The sequence below is a fragment of the Gimesia chilikensis genome (assembly GCF_007744075.1).
Classification (GTDB): Bacteria; Planctomycetota; Planctomycetia; order Planctomycetales; family Planctomycetaceae; genus Gimesia; species Gimesia chilikensis_A.
This window is the reverse complement of record NZ_CP036266.1, coordinates 455491-480946: the sequence shown is the minus strand read 5'-3', so window position 1 is coordinate 480946 and position 25456 is coordinate 455491. Positions and strand designations below refer to the sequence as shown.

Genomic DNA, 25456 nt, shown 5'->3' with positions numbered 1-25456 from the left:
GTTCCTGGAAGAGGTCAAGTACCGCTTTGAAGAGGCTGCTCAGATCTTCCAGGTCAACATGGATGACATCGAATCGCCTTATGAAATCATGGCCAAAGCCAACGAACAACTGGTGCAGTTGACCATGAAAGCCCAGGTCGATTCCACTCAGGCCTTCGCCCGCCAGGCTGCCATCGAAGAGCAGAAGGTAAAACTGGAATCCGAAAACAAACAGCTGCAGAGCAAAGCGATTCACGACCCGCTGACCAAAACCTACAACCGCAGCTACTTCAACGAATATTTCGAAAAAGAACTGCATCGCTGTGCCCGCTCTGCCCAGCCAATCGGAATCATTTTCTCCGACATCGACCGCTTCAAAAGTCTGAACGACACCTACGGTCACCAGTTCGGTGACCTGGTTCTGCAGCGTGTTGCCAAAGTTGCCAGTGAATCCACGCGACGCTCTGATGTCTTCTGCCGCTACGGTGGTGAGGAATTCGTCATCATGGTCAACAATCCTACTGAAAACGGGATTCATGAACTCGCGGAACGTCTGCGGAAGCTGATCGAAAACGAAGTGATTGAATTCGAAGGCAAACGCGTACCCGTTACCGCCAGCCTGGGTGCCGTGGTTGGGATCCCTCCACGCGACATGACAGGCTTCGGAGAACGCCTGATCGCAGAAGCAGACGAAGCAATGTACAACTCGAAAGAGAATGGCCGGAACCAGGTTCACGTACGCTCGATCATCAGCCAGGAAGACAACGAGCTGCAGAAGCTGGTCAAACGCAGCCGCTTCAGTCGCTGGCTGGTTACCAAGAAAATCTTTGATATCCCGACCATTTCCAAAGCACTCTTGAAGTGCCCTCAACAGGAAACACAGACGAAAATCGGTGAACTGGCAGTCAATGAAAAACTGCTGACCAGTAACCAGGTCGCAGAGATACTCGAAGCACAGCAGAAAAATGGACAGCGATTCGGGGAAATCGCCATCCAGAGGCAGCTGCTCACCCGCGAGCAGGTGGCTTATCTACTCGCAATACAGATCGAACCGCCGATCGTTCTGGGGAAAACGCTGATCTCGCTGGAGATGCTGCAAAGTGCAGAGACAGCGGAGCTGGTAAAGCTGTATCTGTCGGAATTCAAAGCCAGTGCGGCTCCGATGGAAGAACGCCGCAGTGAATTCGCAAATTCATAAATTCAATTTGTGAAATCCTGCCGACGTGGAAGTTGTACACAGGGTCGGTTCCTGCCATAATCCCGAGTTGACCACACGCCAGTTAGCAAGCTGAGCTCTTGTTATCACCGTTCTACATGAAAACGGATTTTCGCGCTTTAACCCATTTTTTCATAATCCCCAAGTAACGGAGGGCGATTGAGATGAACTTAATCGCTGATACATACGCGCAACTGGAAGCAACCTCTTTTGTGGCCACGACTGAACAACCTCACGAGGAACATCATGGTCATGCCGAACCTCCCGCCTTTTATAGTGTAATTCCGTTCGCCGCGCTTTTGCTGTGTATCGCTTTTCTACCCCTGATTCATAAAACGGAAGAGTGGTGGGAACACAATAAAAACCGGTTTCTGGTCGCGGTCAGCCTGGGTCTGGTGACCCTGCTCTATTACACATTCCTATACGGACACGGCGTCGTCGATCACGGCACACACGAGCTGTCAGCTCCCGGGTTCCCTGCTGCCGTCGTCGTCCTCAAGAATGCGATTCTCGGGGAATACATCCCCTTCATCGCCCTCTTGTTTTCTCTGTATGTCATCAGTGGCGGCATCGCGTTCAACGGCCATCTGGTGGGACGACCGATTCTGAATACAGGCATCATCGCCATCGGTGGCGCGATTGCCAGCTTCATCGGAACCACAGGCGCCGCCATGCTCCTGATCCGCCCTCTGCTGAAAGCGAATGCCAAACGTGACTATGTGGCACACACGGTCATCTTTTTCATCTTTGTTGTCTGTAACACCGGCGGCTGTCTGCTACCCATTGGTGACCCGCCCCTGTTCCTGGGCTTTTTAAGAGGTGTCCCCTTTACCTGGACGCTGACGCTCTGGCCTGAGTGGCTCGCCATGAATGGCATGCTGCTGGCCGTTTATTTTGCCTTCGACACCGTCCGCTATCGCAAAGAAAACAAAGCCAGGGTGGAAGCCGTTCCGGAAGATCCTGAACCTTTCGCACTCAAAGGGGGTATCAATTTCCTCTGGCTGCTGATGGTCATCTTCTGCGTCGCACTGCTGGACCCCTCCAAAACGGTCCCGGGTACCAGCTGGAGTGCACCTCACTTTTTCCGTGAAGGCTGCATGTTTGCCCTGGCAGGCATTTCCCTGCTCACAACTTCAAAAAGTATTCGCGAGCAGAACTCCTTCAATTACGAAGCCATCGTTGAAGTCGCCGCCCTGTTCGTCGGTATTTTTATCTGCATGCAGGCTCCCGTACAGATCCTGAATGTCTACGGTGCCTCGCTGGGCATTGATTCGCCTGCGAAGTTCTACTGGGCCACAGGGACGCTCTCCAGCTTCCTGGACAACGCTCCGACCTATGTCGTCTTCTTTGAAACGGCCAAATCTGCGGGCGGCAGTCCTCCCATGGTTGCCGGCGTCAGTGAAATTGAGCTGGTTGCCATCAGTTTGGGAGCCGTCTTCATGGGAGCCATGACCTATATCGGCAATGGTCCCAACTTCATGGTCAAAGCGATCGCTGAAAAGAACAACATTCGGATGCCCAGCTTCTTTGGCTATATGGTTTACAGCTGTCTGTTCCTGTTACCACTTTCAATCCTGCTGACGATCATCTTCCTGTAAGCAGACGGTAACCAGTACCGCAACCAGCGCAAAATAAAACAGGCAGTCCAGGTTTTTACACCCGGGCTGCCTGTTGTTTTATAACATCTCGAATCAAGTTCTGATGTCAGCGTCGCTTACTTTTTCTTAGCAGCGGTCACCTTCTTCAGAACATACTTCCGGGCCTCAGGCTGATTGATCTCATAGATCTTATCTTCCAGGGCTTTCGCAGCTGCTTCGCTCTCCTGGATCACACGATCCTGGTCGGCCAGGCGTTTGTCCAGCTCTGCCAGCTTTGCCACCGTTTTTTGATCCTTCTGATCTCCCTGTGCGTCCAGTTCCCGCTTCATCCGGGCATACGCCTGGAACACCCGCCAGGTGTTGCGTTTGTTTTTCACAGGGCCGTCATTGCGTTCCTTATTCAACAACGCGACCTGCATCGCCTGCTGGTACTGAGGCGTCTTTGGATTTCCCTGCAGTTCAACATGCCGGGCCAGGGTCGTGTTGGAGTATTGTCCCACGACTTCCCCATCGATAGACAGTTCATACCGGCCGGGGGGCAGGTCATGGATCGATAGCGATTCCTGACTCATCCGATGCCCCAGTTTCGTCAGCTCTGCACCCAGCTTCGCCTCAGCGGGCACCACCCAGGGCAGGCTGTCAGCCAACCAGGTGAAGGAGACGCCGTTGTCTGAATATTTCAGATCAGACAGCTTACCCCCTCGCGCTGTCGAGGTGGCCTCACCGTTGGCTTTTTTACTGACGGTGATCCGCGAAACCTGTCGTTGCACGTTCATGTCGGACAGCAGGGCAAACGCCATCACCACCTGTCCCGGCGCATCGGGATGCACGGCGTCTCTGATGATCGTGAACTGGGGATTTTTCTGACGTTCCGCAATCGTGATGTTATTCAACGGTCCGTACATGTCTACAAAACCGAAGCCTGATTCGGTAGCAACTTCACGCAGCCAGGTTCCATAATACGCCAGAACCGAGTTATACAGCTCTACCGAAGCCGGATCCCGCGGGCGTTTTCCCATGCGGGCCGCCCGGGCGTCGAACATGGTCGGCGTCATCAGGATCGGAGTCGCACCAATGCCTTCAATCTTGCTGATCAGCTCTTTCATGTCATCATAGTAGGTCTTGAAAATCTCATCATTGAAGGGCTGATAGCGGCCATCGTTCATTCCCAGCAGCACGGTCACATACTTGGGATGATAGGCGGCGACGTCCCGGTCAAAACGAGCCAGGGCATCCCACGCCTTGGCACCACCCACGCCGGCATTATGAAACTTCAGACGCATTTTCGGATAACGGGTGTAAAAGAAATCTTCTACATACTGGGTGTAGAGGCACTGATGCGTAATACTGTCTCCCAGGAAGACAATGGAATCGCCGGTCTGCAATTCCATCTTTGACAGCGGCGCCTGATGCGTCTTCTGTTCCGCTTCCTGAGCTGATAAAAGCGTAGTTGCCTGCAGCAACAGACAGACTGCTGCCAGGCGGATCAGTTGATAGCTGATCTTCGGATATTTCATGATGTTTCCCCTGCGTAAAGGTTCTCTGGAGTGTCAACGCGTCAGCATTGTTGACGAAAAGAATTGTTCATTTCATCTAATGTCCCCTGAGTGACATTGATTTGCAAGCATCATCCCGGACGTCCCTCAGTTTTTCCTGGATCAGAAAACAGACGGTATTCAGGTGTGCTTACTCGCGGACTTTCATGCCGGGAGGATAAGCCAGGGGACTGGGATCCGCGGGCTGTAATTTCAATCGCTCCGCAGTCTGTCGATCGAGGAAGACCGCAGCCGCCTGGTCGGCAAACACAAGCATCCAGCCCGGATTCGCAGCCATTCCCATAATTTCATTCCGGGAATAGCGACTGTCGAGAATCACCGCGGGTAGCTGGCCCTTCTCATCCTGCAGCAAATAGGCCCAGTCGGTACTCCCCTGCATCATCTGCTGTTTGATCTGCTCGTACCATTCAAACGTCTGCTGGCTGTTGACCTCCAGACGTCCGTCAAAGAATACCCGCTTCTCGGGCCCGTTATGATAAATGTAAACCGCCGCCTGTCCCATGTTGGAAATGTAGGCACGGTCCGGCATCCCCGGTTGTCCTGCAAACTTCGAGGCGCCATGCGCATACCAGGCTTCCGCCTCTCCCAGCGCCAGTCGTTTCCCTTCACCACCCCACGCATGCCAGTACCCGGTAAACAGGCTGATAAACAGGAACAGAAATATCCCCGCAGAAACCAGCGATCCGCGAGATAACTGACGCGTTCCCTCAGCAGCGTCAGACGCCGACTTCCCGAACAGAGCAATCCCGAAACGGGACCAGTCCGAAAGATTGTCACAGAGTACAATCCCCGAGATCAGCGCAAAGATGCTGGTATTCCGCGAGGCCTTGAAAGCCAGGTGTGTGAACGCAGCAAATACCAATAACCGAAACACGTTGATCCGTCTGTTGATCAGCAGCGGAATAAAACTGGCCAGCGTCAACACTCCCAGTAACACCTGTGATGCCAGAAATAAATTCTTCAGTCCATGCTGTCTGATAAAATCCAGGGGCGGTTGGAATTCACCGATGCGTACGGAATAGAAGGCCTGGTCCACCGAAAACTTTTCATACAGCGTCAGGGGGAACAGCACTCCCTGCTCGAAATAGGGATTCAAAAAGCAGGCAATTCCCGTTAGCACGGCGATGCGAATCAACATCACACCAGTCAGCTCCGTCGCAGCCGGTTCCAGCCCAAAGCGACCCCGCGCCCAGCCGCGCACCAGATGATCGATCACCCACAATACGCTGACGACCAGCCCCAGCACAAACAGCGCATGACTGTTGACCCAGAGCAACGCCAGTAACGGAATCAGCCACAACAGTTGGGGACGCGCCGCAGCCCGGTTCAAAACCAGCATCCAGGCTGCCAGATAGACCAGCGAAAGCATTTCCGGACGCACGACCGAACGACCGGAAAGACAGATCACCGGCAGAATCCACAGCAAGGCTTTCCCCCAGGGGGGCAAAAACCGACCACCGGCAAACCAGCCCAGCCCGACCGTCAACGCCAGGCAGAAGGCTTTGCTGAGGATCAGTAAATTGACGCCGCCCCAGTGATACAGCCAGGTCACCAGCAACTGGAAGCCCCAGTGCATGTCGATCCAGGGCCGATCAGAGTCCACGAACGTAAACCAGTCGAAATAAGGAACGGTCCCCCGCTCCAGAATGAGCTCTCCGGTTCTCAGGTGCCACCAGATATCCATATTCCGCATCGGAAAGCAGGAAACCAGAAACGACCAGATCAGCAGCAGGGAGAGAAACAGCCAGGTGTGGCGTGAAATCCCCGGCGACGGTTCCGCTAATTCCTGACTGCTGGCAGGAACACTCGAGACAGCAGCCCGCTTCTCAGCCTGAGCAGTTTCCCGTTTCGATGTGTTTTTTCGCGCTCGTTTCGCCTTACGAGACATGACAACCTTACCCCGGATCAGATAACAACATACTGACAGTCAGCAGGTATTGTAGCGTGTTAACGGTTACCAAAAAATAAACCGGGCACGTTCTGAATCAGTTTTCGCATGGTTCAAATCGGCACGCCGTTTCGCTCTGCATCCGGGGACCAGTCGAACTGGTATGTTTCCCCCAGCTGCAGCCGGGTGAGATAAATGATCTGGTGCGTATGCCCGACAAAATGAGGCACCGTATGGGCAATGGCCCCCAGCACGGAGATGGAAAAGCCCTGGATCGTCCGCGACTCCAGTAAGTCAGCAGCAGACAGCGTCTGGAAGACCGCGTTCGCACGTTCGACGCTCTGTTCCAGTAGAGACAACAGTTCGTCGCGATTGTGGCTCTGTTCGGCCTGAAACTCGGCTTCCCGCTGACGCTCATCATGGGCTCCAGTAATGCCGGCCACCGCCCATTGATTGAGATTTCCGGACAGATGTAGAATCAGGTTTCCGATGCTGTTGAGGCCCGGCTCCGGACGCCACCAGATCTGCTCCTGCTTCAACTGACCCAGACAATGACGGATTTTGCGTAACGACTGCGCGAGCAGGTGCTGGAATTCGCGAATCGCTTCCCGGGCCAGATCGTCTGCCGAGGGTGACATACCCCTGTTCCCTTCCAGATGAGCGCCTTCCGCAGCGGTTCGACACAACTCTAGGTCAACCGCGGTCCCAGACCGTTTGCCAGATGGTTAATAATCCCGGCAACAGCGCCCAGGTACTTATTCCCTTTCGAGCGTTCAATCTCGCAAGAACTGGAAGAAGGTTTCAAAGCCCGATTCTTGGCCAGTTCACACATTCTGCTGAAGACATCGTCCTGCAGATCAAACAGCCGCGAGGAAATGAAGATATTCGAGGGATTGAAAATGTTGATCGCAGCCGCCACCCCGATTCCCAGGAACTCGATCGTGCGATCCAGTTCCGGTGTAATATCGAGTTCGCCCTGCTTCACGAGTTCTTTGATCGCATCAAAGTCGAGCTCTTTGCCAACCCGCTTCGAAACATAATGAGTCAAAGCCATGTCGGTCGCGACGGTTTCCAGGCAGCCCTGGTTACCACAACCACAAACACGTCCTCCCTGGGGTTCGACGGTGATGTGAGCGATTTCTCCCGCCAGACCATGTTGACCATCCAGCAGCTGGCCGCCGGTAAAGGCCCCCATACCGAAACCGGATGTCACGTCCAGGCTGATGAAGTCTTCCAGATCCTGGCCGGCACCATAGGTTTTTTCAGAGAGACACAACGAGGTGGATTTCTGCACCAGGATGCATTCCAGATTAGTCTTCGCAGCAATATCTACCGCGGGTGCCTGTCCGTCTACAATGTGCAGGTTCGACGCGAGGAAGATGCGACCATCATTACTGTTAACCAGACCAGGCACGGTGATCCCGACACCCAGGGCAGGAATCTCCTCCTTCTTAACCAGGTCCATGATTTTCTGGGAAATGATATTAATCAGATCTTCATACGACGAAGGAGTTTTGAACTGATCGAGCTTTTCTTCGTGCAGAAAACCATCCAGACCGGAGGCCACGATTGAACAATAATCCCAGTCCAGAACCACGCCAATCACCTGGGCACTGAATCGCGGTAACTGTAACAGCTTGCCGGGACGACCCACCGAAAATTCCGCTGTCTCACGTTCCTCAAGCAACCCCGCATCCAGCAGGGCACTTACCGCCTTGGAAACAGTAGGAGCACTGATTCCAGAACAACGCATGACATCAGCGCGAGTTAATGTTCCCTGGCTCTGGATAACTTCCAAAACCTTACGAACGTTCATTTTTCGTAACAAGCTCGGTCGGTGTGGGGATTGCATAGTCACTCTACGTATTAAGGAAGAAATGGAATGTACAACGACGGGTCGTCGAAATGAATCTAAATTTCACTCGGTAATCATTACTATAAGTGAGATCCGGCTCTGATCAGACTGGCGATCCTGGAGAGCACTTGATGCAGGGTTCTGAATCGTCCTGCCGCAGTAATTTTATATGATACGGAATCTTTTCGTAATTACAAACGCGAACCAAAAAGAAGGTATTCATTTTTTCATCTGCGGGATTTTCGAGCTGGAGTCTCAGATATAAAACTCAGGAAGGGTCCCAAGTGCGACAACTGAACAAACAGACCCGGCTGACCACATAGAAGACAACTCGGGCCTGCTTGAGTTGAAATCTACCACACATGATCAACCGGGTATTATTTGTGAACTAACGAGTTGCGCTCAACAACACTTGAGAAATTGAAATTTTCGGAGAAAGGTAAGTAATTCCACCAATTATCAGGTTAATTAAATATAAATGCAGTTTGAACTGAAGTGTGGAGGGATAACTATTAAAAGCGGATATCCAAGTCAGATAACGAACCCACAATCGTTACGACCGGACCAGCCCCCCGATTTCGTTACTGAAGCCGGAAAACGACCCTGCGAAAGACAGCTTTCAGCCGCATTTCCTGAACCACGGATTTACTACGTCAACCACGGAACTTCAGTGGGACCTGATTTTTAAAACCGGCTGATTTCCGGGGCAGTTGCAGAATGAAAAAACCAACCCTGCAGCAGACTTAGCTCCCGAGGAAGGACCGGAATCGCCTCGCTATTCCACGCCGGTTGCACTCTCATTATAAAGATGCACATCCCGGCTGGGATAAGGAATCGTAAAGCCACGCTCATCGAAGCCGAGCTTGATCCGTTCGGTCAGATCCCAGCGAGTGGCCCAGTAGTCGGCATTTTTAACCCAGGGACGCACGACGAAATTGACACTGCTGTCAGCCAGTTCATTGACGGCAATCACCGGTGCAGGATCGGCCAGAACCCGCTCATCCCCGTTCACGACTTCTTCCAGAAAGGCTTTGACCGCTTTGAGGTCATCGTCATAGCCACACCCGATCACTAGATCGATGCGGCGATTCTCCTTGATGGAGAAGTTGCGGATGTTGCCAGATGTGATATGACTGTTGGGCACAACAATCGCAATGTTATCCCCGGTGCGCATCGATGTGGTAAAGATCTGAATCTCCTCAACCACACCCGCCGTCCCGGCCGCTTCAATGTAATCCCCCACCCGAAACGGCTTGAACAGGATCAGCATCACACCCGAAGAAAAATTACTCAACGTTCCCTGGAAGGCCATCCCCACCGCAAAACCGGCTGCAGCCAGAACCGCTGCCAGAGAGGTTGTGTTAATCCCCAATTCCGACAGCGCCGCCAGAACGACGATGACCAGCAGAATCGAGTAAACAATATTCGACAGAAACCGGGCCAGTGTCTCATCGACCTTCGCCTGCTTCATCAGACGATTACAGAACCGGCTCAAAATGTTGGCAATCCATTTCCCCACCACAAAGATCGCCAGCGCCACAACCACATTAATCGCGAACTGCAGCCCCTGGGTCGCCAGGAATGTTTTGACCGTGTGCCAGAGTTCATTTGCCTTTGCCACAGGATCTTCGGAAACCGTCGACGTTTTCTGAGCCAGGATTGACCACATGCGCGGGCCCCTTGTTCAAGAGTAAAAAAGAAATGAGTATGGAATTGAATGCCCCACACAGCCGGGAAAATCCAATGAGCTCCTCTGCTGCTTCAGGTTGACTTGATTTTAGACAGTTGACTTCAGGAGTCCAACTTTGATTTTCATAATTTTCGCCGCCCGATTCACACTGACAGCGTGGTTCGAAAATGCAATAATATCCTCACCACACTCATTTCACTAAGGCGATTCCCCTCCGGAATCTTCTTCGATCTGAGTTCGTTTCGCCCTTTGCAGGAAGCAATCACGATGTCATCGCCGCGCCGTCACTCTTTCACATATCTCCTCTGCCTGGCTCTTCTGGGCCTCACCGCAGGACAACCGCTTCGCGCTGCAACACAAGCCGACGAGGTGCTCGCGACCGTCAATGGCCAGACGGTGACTGAGGCTGACCTCTCATTTGCCCTGCTCTCACGTGGCATCACCGATGCACCGCCGGCTCTCCGTCAGCAACTGCTGGAGCAGCTGATCAATCAACGTCTGATCCAGGAATTTCTGAAAGCGCAGAAAATCGAAGTCCCGCCGAAACAGTTGGATGAAAGTGTCGTCAAAGTCGAGAACTTCATCCGCAAGAAAGGCGATAATCCGCAGCAGGTACTCACGAAAATGGGCTTCACTCCCGAAAAGCTCCGCGCTGCGATTGCCCTGCCGCTGGCCTGGAATCTCTATGCCCGACAGGAAATCACACCGGAAAAAATGCAGGCTTATTTCAACGCTCATCGTGAAGAGCTGGATGGCACCCGCGTCGAAGCCAGTCAAATTCTTCTGAAACTCTCCCCCAACGCGTCCACAACGGAAATCGATCAAGCGAAACAGAAGCTGCTGGATCTGCGGAATCAGATCCAGTCCGGCAAGCTGAGCTTCGCCGAAGCTGCCGCCCAGTATTCGCAGGCCCCCAGCAAAACAGAGGGAGGCAAACTGGTCACCTCCGCGTATCGGGGAAAAATGCCGCTGGTCTTCACCAGACAGGTCTTCCCCCTCAAAGAAGGTGAAATCAGTGAACCCTTCCAATCCCCCTTTGGCATGCACCTCATCACGTTGAATAAGAAACACCCTGGCCAGTTCAGTCTGGAAGACGTGCGTGGCGAACTCTTTCAGACGCTCTCCCGCGAACTCTACGATCAAACGCTGCAGAAGCTGCGTTCCACGGCCAAAATTGAATGGAAAACTGAACCAAAATCCTGATCCTGGCGCTCACCACTCGAACTCACTCTCACTTGAAGTAACCCCCATGTCGAGTTTGCCCCCCATTGAATCGACTGTCATCACAGGCCAGCAACCCGGACCGCATCTGCTGATCCTCGGCGGCGTACACGGCGATGAATACGAACCCATGGCCGCCATTCGCAAACTGATCACCCTGCTCAAACCCGCTGAATTCAGCGGCAAAGTCACGCTGGTGCCGGTACTGAATCAACCCGCATACGAACGCTGCCAGCGCTGTGGTCCGGATGATCTGGATCTGGCCCGCACCTTTCCCGGCGCGCCCGACGGTTCCATCACCGAACAGATTGCCCATCAGGCCACGCAGCTGATTCAGTCAGCCGACTATCTGATTGACCTGCACACGGGAGGCGTGATTTCTGACCTGGCCCCCTTCTCCGGCTACTGTCTGCACTCCGATCCAGCCATCCTGGAAACACAACGCACGATGGCCCGCGCCTTCGGATTGCCCGTTGTCTGGGGCACGACCGCCACGCTGGAAGGACGCTCCCTGTCTGCCGCCCGCGACGCGAATGTGCCTGCGATCTATGCCGAATGGGGAGGCGGCAGCCAGTGCAACGCCACCGCCGTCTCCGGTTATGCCGCAGGCTGTCTACACGTGATGTCTGCCCTCGGCATGCGGAACGAACCCGTTCCCGAACAGCCAATTCAGTACGAGATCGAAGACAACCGCGATCAGAGTGGCCACCTGCAACTGCATAACAGTGCCCCCGTGTCGGGCTTTTTTGAACCAGCGATCCAGTTAATGGATACCGTTCAGGCAGGAGACACCCTGGGAACCATCTGCTCGCCACTGGGAGATGAAATCACCAGCATCAAAGCCAGTCAGACCGGCGTGGTCCTGGGAATCCGCACGCTCCCCTATGTGAAGCAGAACGAATGGCTGGTGGTAATTCTCGAAACCGATCACAGCGCCAGTTGAAGCATGCCACAACGCTTTGAAACCTCAGCAATCCAAACCAGAGACGGAAAGGAACTCGCCATGAACCCGCAACCGGTTGCCATGATCACAGGAGCCGCGGGAGGCATCGGCGGGGAGACCGCCGTCCGCTTTGCCGAACGGGGCTATGACTGCGTCCTGCTCGCCCTCCCCTCGGAAGACCTCAACCCCATCACCAAACGCATCGAGGATGCAGGCCGTCAATATATCATCTGCACCGGTGACCTCGCAGATCTGGAGTATGCAGAGTCTGCCGTCGAACAATGTATCTCCGCCTGGGGACGCATCGATGTCCTGGTCAATAATGCTGCCTGGCGGGAAATCACCACCATGCGGAAGATTGAACTCGCCAGCTGGGAACAGACCCTGCGCGTCTGCCTGACCGCCCCCGCGTTCCTCTCACGATGGTGTGCAGCCCACATGGAAGCCCGCGGAGAGGGAGTGATTATCAACGTCTCCAGCATCCAGTCTCAGATGGCAGCCGGGATCAGTCCAGCGTACGTCGCAGCCAAAGGGGCCCTCGATTCGTTGACCTACGAACTGGCCACGCTCTATGGCCCTGCAGGCATTCGGGTACTCAGCGTCAATCCCGGCGCGATCGACACCGCGATGGGACAGGATATCGCCGTTGACCAGCAGGCCACCGCCACGAAAATCCGCCAGGCTTCCGAAGACATGATCCCTTTACGACGCTGGGCACATCCGCGGGAAATCGCCCACAGCATTGTCATGCTGGCCGGAGAAGACGCCAGCTACCTCACCGGAACCTCCGTCACCATCGACGGCGGCTGGAAACAGCAATGCTCACCCTACTCGGTAAAACAGCTGCAGATCCCCGATCAGTTCCCGGAAGCGTAGCCAGAACCCAACACATTATCCCAGCAAACGGACGGCAATCCGCACGGCACCCAGACTCGGATCTTCAACGCACTCGATGGTCGCGGGAGCCAGTTGCTGCTCTGCCAGACGTTCGAGCAGAGAGACCCGGTAATCGCGTTGATGCAACAATATCCCACCAGTCAGCGCCAGCGCATACGCGTCTGCTTTGAAATGCAACCGCTGCGCCACCGCCAGTACCAGCTCAGACAGTTCCTGCGCGCCCTGATCCACAATCGAACGGGCCACCGCATCCTCATCCATAGCGGCTTCAAACACAAGGCCTGACAGCCGGGCGATCCGACCGCGGTCTCCCGGATCCTGGTAGAGAAAACCGATCAGCTCCTCGGGAGCATTCAAATTCAAGGCCTTTAGAAATCGTGACTGTAGAACCGTCTCCGGCCCCCGTCCGTCAACCGCCCGCAGGATCGCCTTGATCGCCGCGATCGCCAGCTGATAGCCACTCCCTTCATCCCCCAACAGATATCCCCAGCCCCCGGCGCGCGTCTGAGTACCGTCGGCCCCTTTCCCGAAAGCCAGCGAACCGGTTCCCGCGATCAATGCCACTCCGGTCCCTGCCGGAGTTCCCGCTGCCAATACCGTCTCGGCATCGGTGACCACGACCACTTCCTCCGCGAACCGCTTTTCAACCGCCCATTCCGTCCAGGCATGCTGCTCGGCGGATCGTCCCGCTCCCGCCATACCCATACAGAATACAGACACCGTGTGCGGTTCTGCACCAGCAGACTGAAACGCTAGCTCGACTGCCCGTTGCAATTCAACAGCAGCCGCATCCAGGCCCACCGCGTTCAGATTGGAAGCCCCCGCCGTTCCCCGTCCAACGACGTGAAAATTTTCTGCGTCCGTCACCACAGCCAGAGTTGCCACGGTTTTGGTGCCACCACCGTCGATGCCCAGTGCCAGTTGTCGGGACTGTAATCCGGTCATACCGTGAATTCCTCAGAGGGGATTTGCCCTGCCAGCGACGGACTCAAGTTCACTCGGCTGCATCCAGTACCCGTCGCAGATGACCGCCCGCCTGCTTGAGCAGCTCCTCTGCACGTTCGGGAGACACATTCCGTTTCACGCTCACGATCGCAGTTTTCAATTCACCATGACAGGCTTCCAGTACCGTCTCGGCTTCGTCACGCGGAAGATCGGTAAACGCGATCAATATTCGAATGGAGCGGTCAATCAGTTTCTTGTTCGTGGCCCGCAGATCGACCATCAGATTGCCATACGTTTTACCAATCCGCACCATGGCCCCGGTCGTCAACATGTTCAACACCATTTTGGTTGCCGTCCCCGCCTTGAGACGCGTGGAACCCGTAACGACTTCCGGACCGACCACCGGACAGATGGTGAGATCGGCCACATCCGCCAGTTGATTCTCCTGATTGCAGGTAAACGCGATGGCAGCGGCCCCCTGCTCTCGCGCGTACTGCAAAGCGGCAATCACATACGGCGTCCGACCACTGGTGGCGATTCCGACCAGGACATCATCCTGACTGAGCCCCAGTTCCTGCAGATCGGCGATGGCGAACTCGGGATGGTCTTCGGCCCCTTCGACGGCATTCGTCAGTGCAGTTCGCCCCCCTGCAATTAACCCGACTACCTGTTCGGGCGGACTGTTAAACGTTGGCGGACACTCACTGGCATCCAGCACTCCCAGTCGCCCCGAGGTTCCTGCGCCGATGTAAACCAGTCGACCTCCCCGTCGAAACGCTTCGGCAATCAGATCGACGGCAGCGGCAATCGTTTCCGATTCTTTCGCGACGGCTGCCGCCACGCCGGCATCTTCAGCATTCATCAGCTGCACGATTTCCAGACTGCTCATGGCATCAATCTTGTCGGATGCCGGGTTGCGTTGTTCGGTCGTTAAATGCTCTAACATCATCTTTTGCCTGTTCGAATTGGAAGCGGACAGCTACTATGATAACCGGGATTCTGAATCCCGAAAGGATGCACTTCGCCAAACTCCACTGGAATTGGAAATTGTGCCCCCTGAAGTTCCTGTCACGCGTTCTGCCAATCATCACACGTTCCAATATAACGGGTTGCACTGTGAACATCGCCATCGGAAATATCGATCTGATCATCCTGGGACTCTACCTGGCAGGCGTTGTCTGGTTCGGATCCTGGGTGGGCGGCAAGCAGAAAGATCTGTCCGACTATCTGCTCGGCGGAAAAACGCTTCCCTGGTGGGCCATCCTCGGCTCCATCGTGGCCACAGAGACCAGCACCGTCACCTTTCTGAGTGTGCCCGGCATCGCTTATCAGCCGGACGGTAACCTCCAGTTTCTGCAGCTTCCTCTGGGCTATATTGTGGGACGCTTCCTGGTGATCCTGTTTCTGCTTCCCCTCTATTTCCGGGGTGAAATCTTTTCCGCTTACGAAGTCTTCAAAAAACGGTTCGGCGGCAAAACCGAACGCCTGGCCTCGCTGACCTTTATCGTGATGCGTACCCTCGCGGATGGACTCCGCCTGTACCTGACCGCGCTCGTGCTGGAGAAAGTGGTCGGAATTCCCATCTCTGCCTGCGTGGTTGTCATCGGTATCGGCACGATCATTTATACCTGTCTGGGGGGGATGAAATCGGTCGTCTGGAACGACTGCCTGCAATTCGTGATCTATATCGCCGGCGCCCTGTTCGCGTTCTATGTCATCCTCGAAGCACTCCCCGGGGGATGGACCGACTATCAGCAGTTCGCCGTGGCGAATCACAAATGGACCATGTTCGATTTCCAGTGGGACCTCTCTCAGACTTACACGTTCTGGGCCGGACTGGTCGGCGGCATGTTCCTCTCGATGGCCACCCATGGTGCCGACCAGTTGATGATCCAGCGGTACCTCGGTGCACGCAATCAGCGCGATGCGGCCCGGGCGCTCGGATTCAGTGGCTTCGTGGTCTTCTTACAGTTCGCTCTGTTTCTGCTCCTCGGTATTGGCCTGGCGGCCTTCTATCAGAGTTTCCCGCCAGCCACGCCCTTCGAGAAGCCCGATGAAGTGTTCGCCACCTTCATCATCGACAACCTGCCCAAGGGGATTAAAGGGCTCACGCTGGCCGCCGTCTTCGCAGCCGCGATGTCGACCCTCTCCAGTTCCCTCAGCTCAACCACCAGTGCCCTGGTCAACGACTTTTACTTACCGCTGACCTCGAAGAAAAAACAGCAGTCCGAGCTGGTCGCCCTCAGTCGTGTGTTTACGGTTCTCTTCGGTCTCGCGCAGATCTTCGTGGGGATCGCCAGCCAGTCGATTGAAAGCAGCGTCGTCGGAAACGTGCTGGCCATCGCCGGCATTTCTACGGGCCTGATCCTCGGGATCTTTTTCCTGGCCACGTTCAGTCAGCGGGCCTCGCAGGCTTCTGCCCTGCTCGGCTTTCTCGTCGGACTGGCCACCGTGCTCTATGTCGCCTTCATCATCAAGGGCACCGTCGCCTGGCCCTGGTACACGCTCATCGGCGCCACGACCGTCTTCGTAGTGGGAATTGCCACCAGTCGCTTCTTCCCGGCGACTGAGTCTGCAGATTCAGAAGCCACCGAGTAATTACTGACCGCGCCACAGAATCTGATCGGAAATCTCCAGTTCAGCCTGGGCAGCCGCGATTTCACTTTTGAAACGTCGCGCATCAACCGGATAGCCTTTCGTCGGCTTGATGTCCGGCACATGTTCCGACCAGAACTGGTTGAACAGTTCCATCATCACTTCGCGGGTGTACTTGCAGACCATCGAGGAAACCGCGACCGGAAAATGCGCCTCGGCTTTGGTCTGGAAGCGAATCTCGGTGGCCCCCACACGATAGATACTCCGTGCTGTCGACTCTTCCACGCGGAAGATCATTTCGCCATCCAGGATCTCATCCAGATATTCATCGTAGCGATTCCGCCCCCCGTGCTTGTCTCCAATAATCAGCGTGGGCTCATTACTCTCCCGATCCCAGACGCGTGTCAACAGCTGCATACAGAGCCGCGTCAGCATCACTCCTTTGCTGCCATACTCTCTGCATAAGTGATTGAAGCGTTCGGGCAACACAATCTCCGAGCAGAGTGCCTTAAGCTGGATGCCCGCTGCGTCCAGTGCCGCCTGCAGCTTCTGTTGTGAGTCGCGCGTCCCCTCGGGTTCAACGGCCGTAGGCAGTGCAAACCGATCATCTCCATTCCACGGATGTTCCTGAATGGCGTCCAGATGCGCGGGAGAAGCAATCAGCAACCGCCAGAGTTTCCCCAGTGAATCCACCTGATCGAAGCCATTGACCACCTGCAGGAAAGGAAAGATCGAACGTTCCAGCGGCCCCAGCCCCTTGGCAGACGAGTGGACTTCCTTGGAATCGGCGACGTGCAGCAATTCAGAATTACGGCGGGGACGACTGTTGGAAACGACAGATTCCAGTGCCGACCAGAAATCGAAGTCGCGCGGTTCCCCGGGGACTTCCCATAAACTGGCCGTAATCACAAGCGGTCCCAGGTTCGGACCATAGCCTGCTTCGTCCATGCCAATCAGGTAACCCATCGCCGCTCCATCTTCTCTTTCAAAACTGTTCGCTCTGCTGACCAGCGGCAACTCAACCGCCGATTGTCCCATCGATTCTTAATCGACGTCATCATAAGCGAATCGAATGCTGCGTGAAACGCAGAGCATCAGAGAAAAGTGGCGACTGTGACGATTCCCGACTGCGCGTCTATTCAAACTTCATCAGCCCGAACGTATCGGGACGGGGAGACGTCGTCAGGGGATAATTCCAGCCTTCCAGACCGAGGGCAGGCAGAATCCGCACGACCGAAAAGCCCCAGGTGCTGCGTTTGAGCTGTGTCTGTGGTACGAGTTCCTGTAATGGAATCGCGAACTCGGTCCGCCAGTGGCGCTTGTCTTTCTCGCGCGCCACGTACCAGCGGGGATTCCAGCTCTGATCAATCCAGCAGCTGTCACGCGTCCACCCGCGGTGATCGACTTCCAGCTGATAGTAAGTCGTGTAATCCCGATCGATATCAAACGCGAAAGCCAGGCGATCCTGCTGCTGCAGATCCGCATCGTATGTCCGCCCCGAATCGGGAGCTGCAGGATATTCCAGTTCGTCTCTGACTGGAATACTGGCGGCCACATACAGGTAGTCCCGGTCATAAGACATCAGTACAAAGGGACGGTCCAGCGGGTTGGCGCCAATCGCATCCGGGTCTCCCCCGTTCTCCGCAGGATTCGCGGAGAGGTGTAGTTCGTCTGCGGACTGCCAGCATTCATCGGACAACACGCCGTCCAGGATCGGTCGCGTCTTGGTGAATTTACAGAGATACACCGGACGTGGCGGGGCACTGGCCGGATGCAGTAACCAGTTTTCCGCTTTGGCAATCTTTTTCCACGACTCGTTCGCCGCGGGAGTGTGGTAATTGCGGAAAATATCGTCGGCCTTGCCATGTGAACCGATCAGACGATACAGCGACGCCAGGGGAATCTGGACTTCCGGCGTCTCATAAAAAGCAGGCGCGTATTTCTGGAACCAGCGCACCGCCGCCAGGGCCTGCTTCTTCCAGTTCTCAGCGGTCTGGGTCCGCCAGTTCTGGGGCGCCCCTGTATTCAGCTGACCTACCTGCCGCACGGTCTCCAGCAGCGAGGCGGTTGAAGGATCCGAAAACTGCGAAGCGTTCTGCACCTGATCGGTCACCTGTCCGGGTGAGTTAGTCGACCGACTGCGTTCCACGGGCACATTTTTATTTCTCTGCCAGGCGATCTCTTCACTCGACCAGAGCTGGAACAGCCAGAGCATCGCCCGCACGGCCTCCGGCTGACGCGGATACTGCTCGACCAGTTCCTGACAGGTCGCTTCGGCTTTGTCCAGATCCTGGTGATCGATGTATTGCTGAGCCAGCTGCTCCAGCTGCAACGCCGCCTGCCGTTCAGACATGCCCTGTGTCATCGTTTTCAAATGTGATACCAGTTGTGCGGAATACTGGGGATCAGCAATCAGCTTCGCAGCAATCGCTTTCAGGTTCCGCTGACGTTCGGCCAGCTTCCGATTACGTTCTTCATCTTCAACGTTGATCTCTGACAGTTTTCGACGTGCCGCGGAACCCGGTGCGATACCAATCCCCGCAAACAGGCTTCCCCCCGAAATCACGGACGGTGCCCCTGCTCCCTCAACGGCGTCAACATCGATCTGCCGATACACAAAGCGACTCTCTTCGCCGGTGACTTCCTTGCCGAGAATCTGTTTTCCGGACGAAGCCGCGGTCGCAGCCGTCAGGCCCAGACGCGCAAGATATTCGTCCGCCTCAACCGAGACATGTCCCGAACTTCCCGGCGGCAAGCGCAGAAAGACCTTTTTAACCTTCCAGGGGTTCAATCCCGCCTGCTCACGATGTTCCAGATATCGCGAGCCATCGGCGGCATAACGGACGGCCTGCAGCATCGCATCTTTCATCAAAGTGGACGCAGCATCCTTTCCCTGGGGCTGATCGATGATCAATACGTCGGGTCGCCAGGTACGCAACTGCGATACAAAGCGACTCAGCGTGACCGCAGCCAGCCGACCTTCCGTATGTTTGTTCCATTCTGCAATCAGGCGATCAGCATTCTGTTCCAACTCAGGAATATCGACAGGGAACCGCCAGTCCTGTCGTCCCACAGAAGCCCCGACACTGACGACCGCTTCGCCGAGTCGCAGATCCAGATCCTGAAATCGGGGCCCCTCCGGTCCGAGGTCACGACGGATCGGCAGCATAACCATGCTGCGGTAACCCTGATCGCCCGCATATTTACTCAGCATCTCAAACGAGATCTGTTCGGGCTGGGCATGCACACACATCAGAGCCACACGACGGGCATCCGCATGATTCGACTGCCACGTCATCCCACCGTCACTGGTCCGTAAGATGGTACCGAGTGCCCCCACTGCATAGCCGATCTGATCATCGACGAAATCAATCGATGAGAGGGGGAGACTCTGTCCCGTCCACTGCTGATGCCAGGTCTGGCCTCCGTCTCTGGAATGCCAGATCACCGATCCCGGATCGCCGACGACCCAGATTCGCTCACCGCGGACTTCGACGGCTTTGAAATCGGTAAAATCTTTTAAGGGATCGGGCAGCGCCCCTGCAGGCATTTCCCAGACCAGACCGCGATTAGTCGTTTTTCGTAACATGGCGCCATCGCCGGCCATCCAGCCCGGTGAAGTCAACGGGACATTGATGTTCTGAATACCACGCAGCCCCTGTGGTGGAAAGCGTGGCGGCATGACGGCGCCACCCCCGACCAGGGTCAGATGCCCCCGGTTGCCGGCCACGACTCCGGTCTCTTCATCGAAGAAGGCGGCACTGCGATAACCGTCCGCTTCGTGACCTGTGATATCCTGCCAGGTCTGGCCTCCGTCCTCTGTTTTGAAAACGCCGGTCGCATGCTGGACCGAGGTGTCTCCCACCACGACCCCTTGCTGCATGCCGAAGAACCGCACGTAATGCAGGCGCGGTAATCGCTTCTGGATCAGTTCGGTCCAGGTCTTACCTCCGTCTTTGGTAAACAGCAGGACGCCCTGGTTTAAATGACCGTAAGGGGCCGTCCCTCCACCGGCGATCCAGCCGATCTGGTCGGTGACAAAACAGATATGTCTCAGCGGACAATCCACGGGGCTCGGCACAAACTGCCAGCTCTGTCCGCCGTCGACGGTCTTGCGAATCACGCCCCGATCGCCGACTGCCCAACCGGTTTTGGAACCCAGAAACTGTACCGCATGCAGGTTGGCATCGTCGAGCAGAGGCGAACCTGCCGCCCCGGTTCCTGTGTCTGCCTGTAACGAGACAGGTGAAGCCAGCAGACAGAGCGCAAGCAGACTCTGCAGGAAGAGCACGCTCAGGGTGATATGAGTATTCCGGCGGTTGAAAATCAGCATCGGACATCCTTGTTCGAATCGATTCAGGGTGTCGGAAACAGCCAGACTTCCGTATTCCACGGAGAAACGCTGTTGCGACGGTCGAAAACGGGGCGTAGTTTACAAAAATGCAGATTATACGGGGAGGGTAGTTTGAACTCATTGCAGGTCCATTTTCGTAAAATCCCCGCATTTTCACCCCGAGATTGGCCTCCGCTTCCCTTGATGGTCCCACCCGGATTGTTATACTGGGAAATCCTCGACATTCAGACTGTTTTCAGGCACCTGTACAGGTAATTGAGAGCATCTGCAGCCGAGCCCAAGTGGCGGAATTGGCAGACGCGCTAGCTTGAGGGGCTAGTGGGGGTAATCCCCGTGGAGGTTCGAGTCCTCTCTTGGGCACTAAAAACAAAAAGGACTCAGGGTTATCGCACCCTGAGTCCTTTTTTCATGCCATCTTGCCGGTTAGAAACGGGATTCTCCTACCGGCTCTTTTCTAAATTCTCTAATGCCTGCTTTGCTGCCTGATTTCCCTGTTCCGCGGCTTTACGATACCACTCCGCGGCCCGCTTTAGATCCTGTTCAACACCTTCTCCCTCTGCATACATGTAGCCCAGATTGAATTGCGCACTGATCAGATCCTGCTCTGCTGCTTCGCGGAGCCACTTTGCTGCCAGACTCAGATCCTGCTCCACACCTTTTCCGTTGTGGTAACACATGGCTAAATTATTTTGGGCTTCGGCATTTCCCAGTTCAGCCGCTTTGCGATACCACTTCACCGCCTCAGCATCATCCTGCTCGACGCCGTTACCCGTTGCATACATGAATCCTAAATTGTGTTGCGCCAGGGGCAGGTTCTGTCTGGCTGCCTTCCGAATCCACTCTGTCGCCTGAGCAGTATCCTTCTCAACTCCCATTCCATCACGGTAAAAGATTCCTAAATAGGTCTGCGATTCTGGATTTCCATGCTGAGCCCCTGACCGAAACCATTCTGCCGCTTGAGCATAATCCTTCCTGACTCCATTACCGTTGGTATACATGATCCCTAAATTGAATTGTGCTTTGGGTAAACCCTGTTCTGCCGCTTTGCGAAACCAGTTGACTGCTTGATGATAATCTTTTTCAACCCCCTTGCCATCACGATAGCTGACCCCCAGATTGTTTTGTGCTTCAGCGTACCCCTGTTCGGCAGCACGACGAAAACACTCTGCAGCCTGACCGAAATCCTGTTCGACGCCGTCTCCGAGTGTGTACATGATTCCTAAATTGTTTTGCGCTTCCGCATCTCCTTGCTCAGCCGCTGTGCGAGGATCGAGACTCTGCTGCCCCTGGCATCCGCTCAACAGAAGTAAACAGCAAATCACAAAAGACATGGCCCCCACAGCTCTACCGGTCTTTTCATTCAGTTCTCCGAGGAGATTTCTCTGTTGTCTGTCCCTTAACTGTCGCTCTGTTGCCATGACTTCTTATTCCAGCTATCAAGTTTTGAAGAGAAGAACTGGCTCAATCGTCCCGCCCTCGAGAACGGCTGTCAAACAGATTAAAAAATTTCGGACAGATTCATCCTAATACACAAAGCCCACCTCGATACAACTCCTCAAATCGAAACAATCCTCAAACGAATGTCGTCGGCAATCTCTGCCTCTTTGAATGGAAATCAGCTCTCGACAGGCTGTCTCGCTCCCCATTTTTCGAACAGGACTGGAGGGTTAAAACTCAGATTGAGTCACCCGGCAATTCCGAGCGACCTTTTTAAAGTATGTGAATATTTTTTGAGGGAAATCCCCCTGTTCAGAATTCACGCAATCCCAAGCGATCTCTCAGCTTACTCCCCTGAAAACTGCATGGGAATTCCTCCTTATTTCAACTGATTTCTACCGGTTGTGAAGTCTATACATTAGCCTGAGGCAGATATCGGATCGTTTTATCAGTTTTTAAGCTGATTCCACCCGCGCGCCACAGATTTCAACTTATGTTTTCTTCGCTGCGGTACAGATTCCCGGTGGGGAGCCTGCAGAGACCTCAGTCGTAACGTCCCTGACCAGTCTTCTCTACAGAGGATCGATTTGACCTGATGAATATCTCCAGTATCTGGCATATTGAAAAACCACTCGGTTTGAAATCCCTCCCTTCCAGACGGACCGGGAACCGGTATCTCATTCCCTGTCTGACAATCGTCTGGGCAGGACTGATTCTCTCCGTGATGGGTGTTCTCTGGAGTTATCAGACGACTCCCGGTGCGGTATCGCATTCACCGACTCAGTGGCCGGCAGAAAGTCAGACCACCTGGAATGCATTCCGCCCTACCCTGGTCATGTTTGCGCACCCCCGCTGCCCCTGTACGCGGGCCAGCATCAGCGAACTGGAACAGATTATGGCATACGGCCCTGAACGGCTGGATGCACGTGTCGAATTTTATAAGCCGGCGAACTTTCCTCAGGACTGGGAAAAAACAGATCTCTGGAAAGCGACGGCAGCAATTCCCGGAGTATCCGTTAGCAGCGATCTGGATGGCCAGGCAGCCCGACTGTTTGGTGCCACGACCTCCGGATATGTCGCCTTGTATGACACTCGGGGAGAACTGGTCTTCCACGGGGGCATCACCGGATCACGGGGACACACGGGAGCCAACCGCGGCAGCAGTGCAGTGCTTGATTATCTCTCTCAAGGCAACTCAGAGTCGCATCAGACATACACCTTCGGCTGCCCCCTGCTGGGACGGGAAAAGACATGCCGACAGGAGGATAAATAATGAAACTCAGTATTCTCAACAAACCCTGCCAACCTGATTTCGCACAACGAGCAGAAGAACTGTTCAACGAGCATCGTCAGCAGCTCTGTCAAGGGACTGACCGTCTGTTCGCAGTTCTGATGATTATCCAATGGCTGGCTGCCATCGGAGCTGCCTGCCTGGTGACCCCGTATACCTGGATTGGTAATTTAAATCAGACCCACCTGCATGTCTGGGCGGCTGTCATCCTGGGCGGTTTGATTACCTGCTTCCCCGTCTTCCTGGCCTGGTTTCATCCGGGCCGCGTCCTCACCCGGCACGTGATCGCAATCAGCCAGATGTTGACGTCATCTTTATTGATCCACCTCAGTGGCGGGCGAATTGAAACTCACTTCCACATTTTTGGTTCCCTGGCGTTCCTGGCCTTTTACCGGGACTGGCGCGTTTTGATCTCGGCGACCACAGTCGTTGTCATTGACCATACCGCATTCGGGCTGTTGTACCCCCAGGCGGTCTTTGGCGCACTGACTGCGAGCCCCTGGCGGATTGTCGAACATGGTGCGTGGGTTGTATTCGAAGACATCTTCCTGATCATTGCCATTCAACAGAACACGCGTGAAATGCGGGCGATGGCATGTCAGAGAGCGGCTCTCGAGGAAACAAAATCCCTGATTAAATCAGAGGTCCAGAAACGGACCAGCGAACTGCATCTCGCCAATCAGAAAATCTCGGAAACCAATCACCAGTTGGAAATGCAGGCCCGTGAATTACGCAGCGCCAAGGAACATGCAGAAGCCGCCAACCGCGCCAAAAGTGCATTCCTCGCCAACATGAGCCACGAAATCCGCACGCCCATGAATGCCATTCTTGGATTCAACGATATCCTGCTCGAGAACGTCTCCGCTCCTGAAAATGTGGAAGCAGCGCAGACCGTGAAGGAGAATGGCGAATACCTGATCCGACTCATCAATGACATTCTGGACCTGTCCAAAATCGAAGCTGAAAAAATGGAAGTCGAACAGATTGCCTGCTCGCCCCACGAACTGTTGAATAATGTCTCTTCATTGATGAATGTCCGCGCGGTCGCCAAAGCACTGCCGCTGGAATTTCAGATTGAGGGCCCCATTCCTGAAACGATCCAGACTGATCCCACACGCCTGCGACAGATTCTGATCAATACGATCGGCAATGCGATTAAATTCACCGAAACCGGTTCCGTAAAAGTCGTCACGCGTCTGCTGAATGATTCTAAGCAGGCACCTCAGCTGCAGTTCGAAGTCATCGACACCGGAATCGGTATTCCTGCTTCATGTCTGAAAACCCTGTTTAATCCTTTCACCCAGGCCGATGATTCCATGACGCGTAAGTTTGAAGGGACCGGGTTGGGTCTGACCATCAGCAAACGCCTGGCAGAACTGCTGGGTGGATCGATTTCTGTCAGCAGTACCCACGGCGAGGGTAGCACCTTTACCATCCGAGTCGGTACCGGCTCCCTGGAGCAGGTACCGCTGATTGAACAAGAAACCAACACCCCCAAACCAGTTACCAATGAAAAAGCAGACGCATCCTCCGAGGCGCTGCCGGGCACTCCGCTCAAAGGGTATCGGATCCTGCTGACGGAAGATGGCCTCTACAATCAGCGGCTGATCACCTTCCTGCTGAAAAAAGCAGGGGCGGACGTCAGCCTGGCAGAAAATGGTCAGCTCTCAATCGATCAGGCGACAGCAGCCGAATCACAGGGTGAGCCTTTTGATGTAATCCTGATGGATATGCAAATGCCGGTTCTGGACGGTTACAGTGCGACCCGGCAATTAAGAGACGCTGGTTTCCAGATACCAATCATCGCGTTGACAGCACACGCCATGAACGGTGATCGCCAGAAATGTCTGGATGCAGGCTGCGACGAATACCTGACGAAGCCCATTGATCGTAAAATATTGATCGAGGTAATCTTAGCATCTCTCAATGAAACAGAGAGCGAGCAAAGCATCCTGACTTCTGACATCGCTTACCAGATTTAAGCAACGAAC

18 protein-coding genes and 1 tRNA gene are annotated in these 25456 nt (G+C 54.8%); 9 read left to right on the top strand and 10 right to left on the bottom strand.

What is annotated here, in order from left to right; genetic code table 11:
* Window positions 1-193 precede the first annotated feature (193 nt).
* Window positions 194-1177 carry a diguanylate cyclase gene (locus tag HG66A1_RS32740; RefSeq protein WP_409999493.1) on the top strand — a complete coding sequence of 328 codons (984 nt, stop codon included), beginning with the start codon at window positions 194-196 and terminating at the stop codon, window positions 1175-1177.
* Window positions 1178-1359: 182 nt separating this feature from the next.
* Window positions 1360-2793 carry a sodium:proton antiporter gene (locus HG66A1_RS01900; RefSeq protein ID WP_145180322.1) on the top strand — a complete coding sequence of 478 codons (1434 nt, stop codon included), beginning with the start codon at window positions 1360-1362 and terminating at the stop codon, window positions 2791-2793.
* 116 nt (window positions 2794-2909) lie between these two features.
* Here the strand turns inward: HG66A1_RS01900 and HG66A1_RS01895 are convergent, their stop codons facing one another.
* The 5 genes from HG66A1_RS01895 to HG66A1_RS01875 form a co-directional block, all read right to left on the bottom strand.
* Window positions 2910-4310, bottom strand: coding sequence for an SGNH/GDSL hydrolase family protein (locus tag HG66A1_RS01895; RefSeq protein ID WP_145180320.1), 1401 nt, complete (start codon window positions 4308-4310; stop codon window positions 2910-2912).
* Window positions 4311-4479: 169 nt separating this feature from the next.
* A complete protein-coding gene (locus HG66A1_RS01890) occupies window positions 4480-6237 on the bottom strand; it encodes a hypothetical protein (RefSeq protein ID WP_145180318.1) in 1758 nt (585 codons plus the stop codon).
* Between the two features lie 113 nt (window positions 6238-6350).
* A complete protein-coding gene (locus HG66A1_RS01885) occupies window positions 6351-6875 on the bottom strand; it encodes a DUF1572 family protein (RefSeq protein ID WP_145180316.1) in 525 nt (174 codons plus the stop codon).
* Window positions 6876-6925: 50 nt separating this feature from the next.
* Complete coding sequence (locus HG66A1_RS01880) at window positions 6926-8053, bottom strand: ROK family transcriptional regulator (protein ID WP_197993772.1); 1128 nt, start codon at window positions 8051-8053, stop codon at window positions 6926-6928.
* 814 nt (window positions 8054-8867) lie between these two features.
* Entirely contained in the window at window positions 8868-9761 is an 894-nt protein-coding gene (locus HG66A1_RS01875) for a mechanosensitive ion channel family protein (RefSeq protein WP_145180312.1), read from the bottom strand.
* Between the two features lie 288 nt (window positions 9762-10049).
* Between HG66A1_RS01875 and HG66A1_RS01870 the strand changes: the two genes are divergently transcribed.
* The 3 genes from HG66A1_RS01870 to HG66A1_RS01860 are packed head-to-tail and all read left to right on the top strand — an operon-like array spanning window position 10050 to window position 12822.
* Window positions 10050-10985 (top strand): peptidylprolyl isomerase, encoded by a 936-nt coding sequence (locus HG66A1_RS01870; protein ID WP_145180309.1) that lies wholly within the window; start codon window positions 10050-10052, stop codon window positions 10983-10985.
* A 46-nt stretch (window positions 10986-11031) separates the two neighbouring features.
* A complete protein-coding gene (locus HG66A1_RS01865) occupies window positions 11032-11946 on the top strand; it encodes a succinylglutamate desuccinylase/aspartoacylase family protein (protein ID WP_145180307.1) in 915 nt (304 codons plus the stop codon).
* Window positions 11947-12006: 60 nt separating this feature from the next.
* Window positions 12007-12822: an SDR family NAD(P)-dependent oxidoreductase gene (locus HG66A1_RS01860; RefSeq protein ID WP_145180305.1), complete on the top strand. Its 816-nt coding sequence runs from the start codon at window positions 12007-12009 to the stop codon at window positions 12820-12822.
* Window positions 12823-12837: 15 nt separating this feature from the next.
* Here the strand turns inward: HG66A1_RS01860 and HG66A1_RS01855 are convergent, their stop codons facing one another.
* Window positions 12838-13788, bottom strand: coding sequence for an N-acetylglucosamine kinase (locus HG66A1_RS01855; protein ID WP_145180303.1), 951 nt, complete (start codon window positions 13786-13788; stop codon window positions 12838-12840).
* 49 nt (window positions 13789-13837) lie between these two features.
* Window positions 13838-14737 (bottom strand): N-acetylmuramic acid 6-phosphate etherase, encoded by a 900-nt coding sequence (murQ, locus tag HG66A1_RS01850; protein ID WP_232106736.1) that lies wholly within the window; start codon window positions 14735-14737, stop codon window positions 13838-13840.
* Window positions 14738-14904: 167 nt separating this feature from the next.
* Between murQ and HG66A1_RS01845 the strand changes: the two genes are divergently transcribed.
* A complete protein-coding gene (locus HG66A1_RS01845; RefSeq protein WP_232106735.1) occupies window positions 14905-16386 on the top strand; it encodes a sodium:solute symporter in 1482 nt (493 codons plus the stop codon).
* On the opposite strand, the gene HG66A1_RS01840 is transcribed toward HG66A1_RS01845, so the two are convergent.
* The gene (locus HG66A1_RS01840) at window positions 16387-17349 is read right to left on the bottom strand and encodes a hypothetical protein (RefSeq protein ID WP_197996945.1); all 963 of its coding nucleotides are present in this window, start codon (window positions 17347-17349) and stop codon (window positions 16387-16389) included.
* Window positions 17350-17518: 169 nt separating this feature from the next.
* Window positions 17519-20716 carry a YCF48-related protein gene (locus HG66A1_RS01835; protein WP_145180298.1) on the bottom strand — a complete coding sequence of 1066 codons (3198 nt, stop codon included), beginning with the start codon at window positions 20714-20716 and terminating at the stop codon, window positions 17519-17521.
* A 296-nt stretch (window positions 20717-21012) separates the two neighbouring features.
* Here HG66A1_RS01835 and HG66A1_RS01830 point away from each other — a divergent pair.
* Window positions 21013-21097, top strand: a tRNA-Leu gene (locus HG66A1_RS01830).
* Window positions 21098-21177: 80 nt separating this feature from the next.
* Here HG66A1_RS01830 and HG66A1_RS01825 read toward each other — a convergent pair.
* Window positions 21178-22068, bottom strand: a complete 891-nt coding sequence (locus HG66A1_RS01825) for a tetratricopeptide repeat protein (RefSeq protein WP_197993770.1) — start codon at window positions 22066-22068, stop codon at window positions 21178-21180.
* A 701-nt stretch (window positions 22069-22769) separates the two neighbouring features.
* Here HG66A1_RS01825 and HG66A1_RS01820 point away from each other — a divergent pair.
* Together HG66A1_RS01820 and HG66A1_RS01815 are read left to right on the top strand one after the other, a co-directional pair.
* On the top strand, window positions 22770-23447 hold the full coding sequence (locus HG66A1_RS01820; RefSeq protein ID WP_197996943.1) for a hypothetical protein: 678 nt from the start codon (window positions 22770-22772) through the stop codon (window positions 23445-23447).
* Window positions 23447-25447, top strand: coding sequence for an ATP-binding protein (locus tag HG66A1_RS01815; RefSeq protein WP_145180294.1), 2001 nt, complete (start codon window positions 23447-23449; stop codon window positions 25445-25447). Before HG66A1_RS01820 ends, HG66A1_RS01815 begins: the two co-directional genes overlap by 1 nt.
* Window positions 25448-25456 lie beyond the last annotated feature (9 nt).

Coding starts and splice junctions, on each gene's coding strand:
- HG66A1_RS01865 (WP_145180307.1), top strand. CDS start 11,032: ATGTCGAGTTTGCCCCCCATTGAATCGACTGTCATCACAGGCCAGCAA.
- HG66A1_RS01860 (WP_145180305.1), top strand. CDS start 12,007: ATGAACCCGCAACCGGTTGCCATGATCACAGGAGCCGCGGGAGGCATC.
- murQ (WP_232106736.1), bottom strand. CDS start 14,737: ATGATGTTAGAGCATTTAACGACCGAACAACGCAACCCGGCATCCGAC.
- HG66A1_RS01880 (WP_197993772.1), bottom strand. CDS start 8,053: ATGAACGTTCGTAAGGTTTTGGAAGTTATCCAGAGCCAGGGAACATTA.
- HG66A1_RS01820 (WP_197996943.1), top strand. CDS start 22,770: ATGAATATCTCCAGTATCTGGCATATTGAAAAACCACTCGGTTTGAAA.
- HG66A1_RS01895 (WP_145180320.1), bottom strand. CDS start 4,310: ATGAAATATCCGAAGATCAGCTATCAACTGATCCGCCTGGCAGCAGTC.
- HG66A1_RS01885 (WP_145180316.1), bottom strand. CDS start 6,875: ATGTCACCCTCGGCAGACGATCTGGCCCGGGAAGCGATTCGCGAATTC.
- HG66A1_RS01855 (WP_145180303.1), bottom strand. CDS start 13,788: ATGACCGGATTACAGTCCCGACAACTGGCACTGGGCATCGACGGTGGT.
- HG66A1_RS01825 (WP_197993770.1), bottom strand. CDS start 22,068: ATGTCTTTTGTGATTTGCTGTTTACTTCTGTTGAGCGGATGCCAGGGG.
- HG66A1_RS01835 (WP_145180298.1), bottom strand. CDS start 20,716: ATGCTGATTTTCAACCGCCGGAATACTCATATCACCCTGAGCGTGCTC.
- HG66A1_RS01890 (WP_145180318.1), bottom strand. CDS start 6,237: ATGTCTCGTAAGGCGAAACGAGCGCGAAAAAACACATCGAAACGGGAA.
- HG66A1_RS01870 (WP_145180309.1), top strand. CDS start 10,050: ATGTCATCGCCGCGCCGTCACTCTTTCACATATCTCCTCTGCCTGGCT.
- HG66A1_RS01900 (WP_145180322.1), top strand. CDS start 1,360: ATGAACTTAATCGCTGATACATACGCGCAACTGGAAGCAACCTCTTTT.
- HG66A1_RS01815 (WP_145180294.1), top strand. CDS start 23,447: ATGAAACTCAGTATTCTCAACAAACCCTGCCAACCTGATTTCGCACAA.
- HG66A1_RS01840 (WP_197996945.1), bottom strand. CDS start 17,349: ATGGGTTACCTGATTGGCATGGACGAAGCAGGCTATGGTCCGAACCTG.
- HG66A1_RS01875 (WP_145180312.1), bottom strand. CDS start 9,761: ATGTGGTCAATCCTGGCTCAGAAAACGTCGACGGTTTCCGAAGATCCT.